General features: G+C 74.3%; 6 protein-coding genes. 2 read left to right on the top strand and 4 right to left on the bottom strand.

Annotated elements, in window-relative coordinates; genetic code table 11:
• Positions 1-177 precede the first annotated feature (177 nt).
• A complete protein-coding gene (locus J5X75_RS41545; protein WP_208473227.1) occupies positions 178-1,122 on the top strand; it encodes a serine hydrolase domain-containing protein in 945 nt (314 codons plus the stop codon).
• A 25-nt stretch (positions 1,123-1,147) separates the two neighbouring features.
• Here J5X75_RS41545 and J5X75_RS41540 read toward each other — a convergent pair whose 3' ends face one another.
• Entirely contained in the window at positions 1,148-1,720 is a 573-nt protein-coding gene (locus J5X75_RS41540; protein WP_208473226.1) for an O-methyltransferase, read from the bottom strand.
• Positions 1,721-1,829: 109 nt separating this feature from the next.
• Here J5X75_RS41540 and J5X75_RS41535 point away from each other — a divergent pair, with 109 nt between their 5' ends.
• On the top strand, positions 1,830-4,424 hold the full coding sequence (locus tag J5X75_RS41535; RefSeq protein ID WP_208473225.1) for a CHAT domain-containing protein: 2,595 nt from the start codon (positions 1,830-1,832) through the stop codon (positions 4,422-4,424).
• On the opposite strand, the gene J5X75_RS41530 is transcribed toward J5X75_RS41535, so the two are convergent.
• The 3 genes from J5X75_RS41530 to J5X75_RS41520 all read right to left on the bottom strand — a co-directional run bounded on the left by J5X75_RS41530 (position 4,421) and on the right by J5X75_RS41520 (position 6,698).
• The gene (locus J5X75_RS41530; protein ID WP_208473224.1) at positions 4,421-5,575 is read right to left on the bottom strand and encodes a S8 family serine peptidase; all 1,155 of its coding nucleotides are present in this window, start codon (positions 5,573-5,575) and stop codon (positions 4,421-4,423) included. The two genes, J5X75_RS41535 and J5X75_RS41530, sit on opposite strands and share 4 nt — an antisense overlap.
• A 96-nt stretch (positions 5,576-5,671) precedes the next feature.
• Positions 5,672-6,124: a hypothetical protein gene (locus tag J5X75_RS41525; RefSeq protein ID WP_208473223.1), complete on the bottom strand. Its 453-nt coding sequence runs from the start codon at positions 6,122-6,124 to the stop codon at positions 5,672-5,674.
• A complete protein-coding gene (locus tag J5X75_RS41520) occupies positions 6,117-6,698 on the bottom strand; it encodes an RNA polymerase sigma factor (protein ID WP_208473222.1) in 582 nt (193 codons plus the stop codon). The genes J5X75_RS41525 and J5X75_RS41520 overlap by 8 nt, the downstream gene beginning before the upstream one ends.
• Positions 6,699-6,823: the final 125 nt, after the last annotated feature.

The raw sequence follows: 6,823 nt of genomic DNA, 5'->3' as shown, positions 1-6,823 counted from the left end.
CCCGGCGGTATCGACGACCTACTCCGCATCGCCAAGAACCGACTCAAACGCATGCAGTATCGGCCCACCCTCGCCTTCGGATTCCTCGCCACCAGCGGACTGGCACCACCCTGACCCTGACCTCAAAGGCTCAGTAATTCGGTGTACAGGGTCGCGGCCGCTTCCAATACTGGGCCGGTGGATCGAGGGCTTCCGGAGCGGGCCGCCGCGCTCATCGAGTCGGCGGGGTACGGCGCCGGCGACCGGGTCGTGGTCGGCCTGCGGCACGGGGACGCGCCGCCGGTGTACGTGAGCCACGGCGAGCCGTTCACGACGGCCTGCGTCGCATCGGTGTCGAAGCAGATCACGGCCGCGTGCGTGGCGCTGCTCGTGCGGCAGGGAAAGCTCGATGTGGAGTCGGCCCTGGCCGAATGGATCCCCGAGCTTCCGGCGTGGGCGGCCACCGTCCGCGTGCGGCATCTGATTCACCACACCGGCGGACTGCCCGAGGCCGGCGAGTTCTTCGCGCTCAAGAAGGCCGGGCGGGACCGGACCGTCCCCGGCATGCTGGCCGAACTGGGCGGGCACGAGACCCTGGAGAGCACGCCGGGAACCGTGTTCAGCTACCGCAACCCCGGCTACACCTGCCTGTCGGTCATCGTCGAGCGTATCGCCGGCGTACCGTTCCCCGACTTCGCGCGCTCGCGCCTGTTCGAGCCGATCGGCATGGCCGCCACCCGATACTGGCCCGGCCCGGATCCGTTCCCGCCCGGCAGCACGCCGACCGAGGTTGGCTCCCCGGCGCCGCTGTCGCTGGGCGACTGCGGCGTCTGGTCGACGGCGGCCGACCTGATGCGCTGGAACGAGGCCCTGGCGAACGACGAGCTCGGCGTTTCCGGCCTGTTGCACACGGCGGGCCGGCTCGACGACGGCACGCCCATCCCGTACGGCTGGGGTGTCGACGTGCTGACCCGGGCCGGTTTCCCGCTGCACCGCCACGGAGGTTTGTGGGCGGGTCTGAGCGCCCAGATCGCCCGGTTGCCCGCGCAGCGTGCCGGTATGGTCGTGATCGCGTTGGATCATACGGAGGCCCGTACCCAGAGGCTTGCCGACAGTCTGATCGACGAGCTGGTCGCCGGCTGAGAAGATCAGCCGCTCAGCGGTTGATCTACTGTCCCGGGTGGCGGCGGGTGGCGAGGGTGAAGCCGGAGCCGGCCGGCAGCTGGACCGACACCAGGTCCGGGTGGTTGGCCAGGGCCTCCTCCACCCGGGTGACGGCGACCCGGTGTTCCGGTTCGGGGTAGCGGGCCAGGTCCATGTCGTCGACGATCAGGACGCCGCCGGGGGACAGGGCGGCCAGGGTCAGGTCGAGGCCCTCCCATTTGCCGGCCAGCGCGTCCGCGAAGATCAGGTCGAAGGCGCCCAGGGTGGGCAGCAGAGCTCCGGCGTCGCCGGTCCGGATCTCCACGAACGGCGGCCAGTCCGCGGCCCGGACCGCGGCGGCCAGGCCGGCGTCCAGCTCCACCGTGGTCACCGTGGCGTCGGTGCGGCCGGTCAGGCCGCTGACCAGCCAGGCCGTGCCCACGCCGGCACCGGTGCCCAGCTCCAGGATCCGGCCGCCGGACGGGACCGCGGCGGCGAGGGTGGCGAGCAGCGGGCCGGCCGGATCCTCGCAGGACATCGGGAAGTCCAGCTCGGCGGCACGGCGCCAAGCCGCGGCCACCAGGGCGGGCACGGGCACGGACGACTCCTCTACAGCGCTGAAATGATCATCGGGAGGCTACCCTAAATGTCCTTGCGTCCGCCGCCTACTTAAGTGTCTGGTAAGGACCGAGCGGCGGGAGTCCACAGTGCGGGAACGTGATCTGGAAGACGAGGCGGGCACCGCCATGCGGTTGGTACCCACCGACCCCTGGCGGGCGCGGGCCACGGCGCTGCGGGTCCGGGCCGCCGCGCGCCGGGCCGGGGACGCCGCGGCCGAGTCGGCCGCCGAACGGGTCCTCGGCCTGGCCGGCCGGGAGACCCACAGCGTGCGCTCGGCGGCCCGGCATCTGCGGCGGGCGGTCGCCGTCGCCGACGGCGCCGGGCTTCCGGTCTACGCGGCCCGGGCGCGGATGACGCTCGCCCTGGTGCGGGCCGACCAGGGCGACATTCTCGAAGCGGTACGCCTGGGCGAGGCCGCCGCGGCGCACCTGGAAGGACTCGAAGCGGCCCGGCTGCGCCACCAGCTGGCACTGGTCGCCCAGCGGCAGGGCCTGCTGGAGACCGCCCTGCGCGAGTACGGCGGCGCCCTGACCGTCTTCCGGCGGGAGGGCGACCTGCTGTGGGAGGCGAAGCTGCTGAACAACCGGGGCGTGCTCCAGGCGTACCGGGGCCGGCCGGACGCCGCCGAGGCCGACCTGGTTCGCGCCGAACAGCTCTACCGCGAGCTGGAGCAGGATCTGGCGGTCGCCGACGTGCGCTGGAACCGGGGCTTCGCGGCCGGGCGCGCCGGCCGGATCGTCACGGCGCTCACCCACCTGGACGCCGCCGAGGAGCACTACACCGCCCACCACCTGTCCCCAGCGATGATCATGATGGACCGGTGTGACGTGCTGCTCTCGGCGGGACTGCACGACGAGGCGCGGGACGTGGCGGCCGCCGCCGTCGCCGAACTCGCCCGCCGCCGGATGACCGCCGACCTGGCCGAGGCCCGCCTGCTGCTGGCCGCCGCCGCGCTGGCCTGCGACGACCTGGAGTCCGCCCGGCACGCCGCCCGCCTGGCCGGGCGCGCCTTCGACCAGCAGGACCGGCCCGGCTGGGCGGCGGTGGCCCGCTACATGCTGCTGCGCACCGACTGGGCGGCCGGCCAGCGCGGGCCGGCCGTGCTGCGGGCCGCGCTGGCCGCCGCCGCCGAACTGCGTACCGCCGGGTGGGCCACCCCGGCCGCCGACGCCACCCTGATCGCCGCCCGCTGCGCGCTCGCCGCCGGCCGCACCGAGCAGGCCACCGAACTGCTGCGCCAGGCCGGGCGGGCCCGGTCCGGCGGTCCGGCCGCCCAGCGGGTCAGCGCCTGGCACGCCGAGGCGCTGCTGCGGATCGCCGCCGGTGACCGGCGCGGCGCCCAGGCGGCACTGCGGGCCGGGTTGCGGGCGCTCGACGAGCACCGGCTCACCCTCGGCGCCACCGAACTGCGGGTGCGGGCCGCCGAACACGGCCTCGACCTGGTCGCCACCGCCCTGTCGCTGGCGGTGGCGGACGGGTCGGCGCGGGACGTGCTCACCTGGGCCGAACGCGGCCGGGCCGCCGCCCAGCAACTGCGCCCCGCCCGGCCGCCCGCCGACCCACGGCTGGCCGCCGAGATCGCCGAACTGCGGGCGGTCGTAGCCGTTCGGGAACAGGCGCTCGCCGAAGGACGCGACGCGCGCCGGCACAGCCAGCGCCAGACCCAGCTGGAACGGTCGATTCGCGAGCGCGTACGGCGTACCCGGCCCGGAGGAAGCGTGGCGCCCACGGCCGGAACCGGCCCCGCCGCCCTGACCACCCACCTGGCCGGCCGGGCGTTGATCGAACTGATCACCGTGGCCGGCACGCTGCACGCCGTGGTGCTGGCCGGCGGGCGGCTGAGCCGGCACGAGCTGGGGCCGGTCGAACAGATCAACGCCGAGGTTCGCGCGCTGCGGTTCGCGCTGCACCGGATGGCGGTGCGTGACCTGCCGGTGCGGTCCGGTGCGAAACGGCTGGACCGGATGCTGTTCGGGCCGCTGCGGGCGCGGATCGGCGACGCCGGTCTGGTGATCGTGCCGTCCGGGCGGCTGCACGGCGTGCCGTGGCGGATGCTGCCCGGCTGCCGGGATCGCGCCATCACGGTCGCGCCCAGCGCGGCGGCCTGGCAACGCGCCGTCACCACGGTTCCGGCCGGCGACCGGACCGTGCTGGTCGCCGGGCCGGGCCTGCCGGGCGCCGCCGACGAGATCGGGTCGCTGTCCACCAGCTATCCCGGAGTTCCGGCACTGACCGGCCCGGACGCCGCCGTGACCCGGGTGCTGCGGGCCATCGACGGCGCCGGCCGGGTGCACATCGCCGCGCACGGCACCTTCCGCGCCGACAATCCGCAGTTCTCGGCGCTGCGGCTCGGCGACGGGCCGCTCACCGCCTACGACCTGGAGACACTGCGCCGCCCACCCGGTCTGGTGGTGCTGTCCGCCTGCGACTCCGGCCTGTCCACCGTGCACCGCGGCGACGAGCTGATGGGGTTCGCGGCGGCGCTGCTCGCGATGGGCGCCCGGTCGGTGATCGCCACGGTCGCGCCGGTCCGCGACGGCGCCACCCTCGAGGTGATGCTCCGCCTGCACGAACAGCTCCGGGCCGGGCGGGGTCCGGCGGCCGCGCTGGCCGCCGCACAGGACGCCGCCGCGGCCGACGATCCGGCCGCGGCGGCCTTCGTGTGTTACGGCGCGGGCTAGGGCGCCAGGAAGTCCGGCGGCGCGTCCAGGAAGCCGCCGTACCGCCGGAACCCGCCGGTCAGCCCGGCCTTCAGCTTCTCCGCGGCGTCCGCGGCCGTCCCGTTCTCCATGGTGCCGGCCGCGATCCGGGCCGCCAGATAGGGCGCCGCGAATGAGGTGCCGCTCCAGGCGATGTAACCGTTCGACACGACCGGCACCCCGCCGGCCGTGTAGTTCCAGGTGCCCGCCGGGTACGCGCAGTGCACCCCCACGCCGGGCGCGCACGCCGTGATCCAGTCCCCGGAGTTGCTGAACGACGCCGGAACCTTCTGACCGCCGGTGGTGTCGATGGCGGCCACCGAGGTCACCCGGCCGGCCCGGGCCGGGAAGTAGTCCTCGATCTCCGTCTCGGTGTTGCCGGCCGCGGCGACCAGCACCGTCCCGGGCGGCAGAACGTCGAACATGGTGGCGAGCTCGTCGACGCTCTCCTCGGGCAGCAGGGCGCCGCCCAGCGACATGACGATGATCTCGGCCCCGGCCGCCGCCGCCCGCCCGATCGCGGCGGTGAGGTTCAGCTCGTCGGTGATACCGAACTGGTTCAGCACCTGGATCGACGTCAGCTCGGCGTTGGGCGCGTACCGGGCCACGATCCCGGCCACCGCGGTGCCGTGCCCGCCCATCAGGCTGATCGCCCGCGTCGCCGGGTTCTCGTAGACGGTGTCCGGCTCGTGCGTGCCGTGCAACGGATGCTGGGCGAAGATCGGCAGCGCCAGCGATGCCGGATCCATGCCGGTGTCCAGAATCGCCACCTTCACCGGACGGCTGCCCTCCACCGGGGCCTCCGGCGCGGGAAGCGGGTGAGGGGTGGGCCGCGGGTCCGTGCCGGCGCCCCCGTGCAGCTTCGGCTGGCCGGTGAAGATCCCGTTGCCGGCGAAGACGTGGTTCAGACCGACCCGCGGACGGTCCGGACGGTTCCGCAGCCGCCGCACGATCGCCGGCGCGTCCAGCGAGGAACGCCGCCCGCGGCCGTCACCGGCGCCGGGCAGGACGAACCGGGTCACCCGGGACATGCTGCGGCCCGCCACCCCAGGGCGGCGGGCTCCCAGCTCGTTCTCCAGTTCCCCCTGGACCACCCCCACGTCGGGGGTCGCGACGAGAATCTCGTCGGCCATGTAGTAGACGTTGCCGCTCTGTCGGATACGTGGATCGAATTGCCACGGATTCGGGAATTCGGTCGGCTCGGGCATTGTTCTCTCGCTCTCTCGGCGTCAGCCGATCGCCACCCATCCGGTGACGACCGGTGTGGCGGCGCCCCGCAGCCGTACCCGGAACGACCTCACCGCGGGCAGGTCCACATCGAACCTGCCCGCGCTGTCGATCGGCCGGCGTACGGTGCCCCCATGGTGGAGCAGTTCGGCCTCGGTGTGACCGGCCGGCTCGACCGACCCGTCCAGTTCGAACCCGCCCGCGGTGCGGGTCACCCCCAGATGGATGCGAACGCCGTCCGGGCCGGCCGGACCGAACACCAGCATCCTGGTGTCGTCCGGTCCCCGGGTCAGCGTCTCGGCGTCGATCAACGAGTCCCACTCCAGATCGGCGAAGTCCTCGTCGGCCGTACGGAACGCGAACGCCGCGAGCGCGTACCGCTCCACCGCTTCGGGCATCGGATCCGCCCGGGCGATCAGCCCCCGTAGCACGGTGTCGAGTTCCATGTCACTCATGAGCACGCCCCCGCGCCTCTGATACATCCACGAGCCGGCGAAGTTTCTCCAGACAGCGGTGACGGGTCGGGCCCAGCGACCCGATCGGCATGTCCAGGGCGGCGGCGGCCTCCGCGTACGAGGGAGGCGGCTCGGCCATCAGCACCCGCAACAATTGCTGGCAGGCGTCACCGAGCCGGTCCAGCGCCCGCCACACCCGGCCGGCCAGCTCCGCCCGGCGCACCTCCTCGTCGCCGGCGACCACCACGTCCTCGGCCGCCGGCGACGCCCCGGTCCACGCCAGATCCCCGGTCGGCGTCACCCGGTTGCGGGCGGTCAGCACCCGCAGCGACTCCCGCCGCGCCGTCGTCGCCAGCCAGGCGCCCGCGTGCTCCGGCTCCTTGATCGCGTCCAGCGACCGGGCGAACCGCTCCCACGTCGTCTGCGCCACGTCCTCGGCGTCGGCGGAACCGAGCCGGTGCGCCCGCGCGACCGACCAGACCAGCCCCGCGTACGCCCTGACCAGCTCCTCCCAGGCGCGACTGTCACCGGCGGCCGCCCGCTGCACCAGCGCGGCCGTCTCGTTCGGCTCCATCGGGGTCTCCTTCGGTCGCCTCTGCGTAACCGGCCCCGAGGGGCCCGCACCAGGGTCTGTCGCCCAACCGACACGCGAGGGGCGACACGCCGATCAAGAGCCCGGTGAGCGCCGCCGGGTGTGGT

It is taken from the genome of Actinoplanes flavus (assembly GCF_017592555.1).
GTDB lineage: Bacteria > Actinomycetota > Actinomycetes > Mycobacteriales > Micromonosporaceae > Actinoplanes > Actinoplanes flavus.
Note: the sequence above shows the minus strand (reverse complement) of the source record. Positions and strands in the feature narration are given on the sequence as shown.

Excerpts from the sequence above, each read along its gene's own strand:
- J5X75_RS41530 (WP_208473224.1), bottom strand. The coding sequence starts at position 5,575 with ATGGCCGACGAGATTCTCGTCGCGACCCCCGACGTGGGGGTGGTCCAG.
- J5X75_RS41525 (WP_208473223.1), bottom strand. The coding sequence starts at position 6,124 with ATGAGTGACATGGAACTCGACACCGTGCTACGGGGGCTGATCGCCCGG.
- J5X75_RS41520 (WP_208473222.1), bottom strand. The coding sequence starts at position 6,698 with ATGGAGCCGAACGAGACGGCCGCGCTGGTGCAGCGGGCGGCCGCCGGT.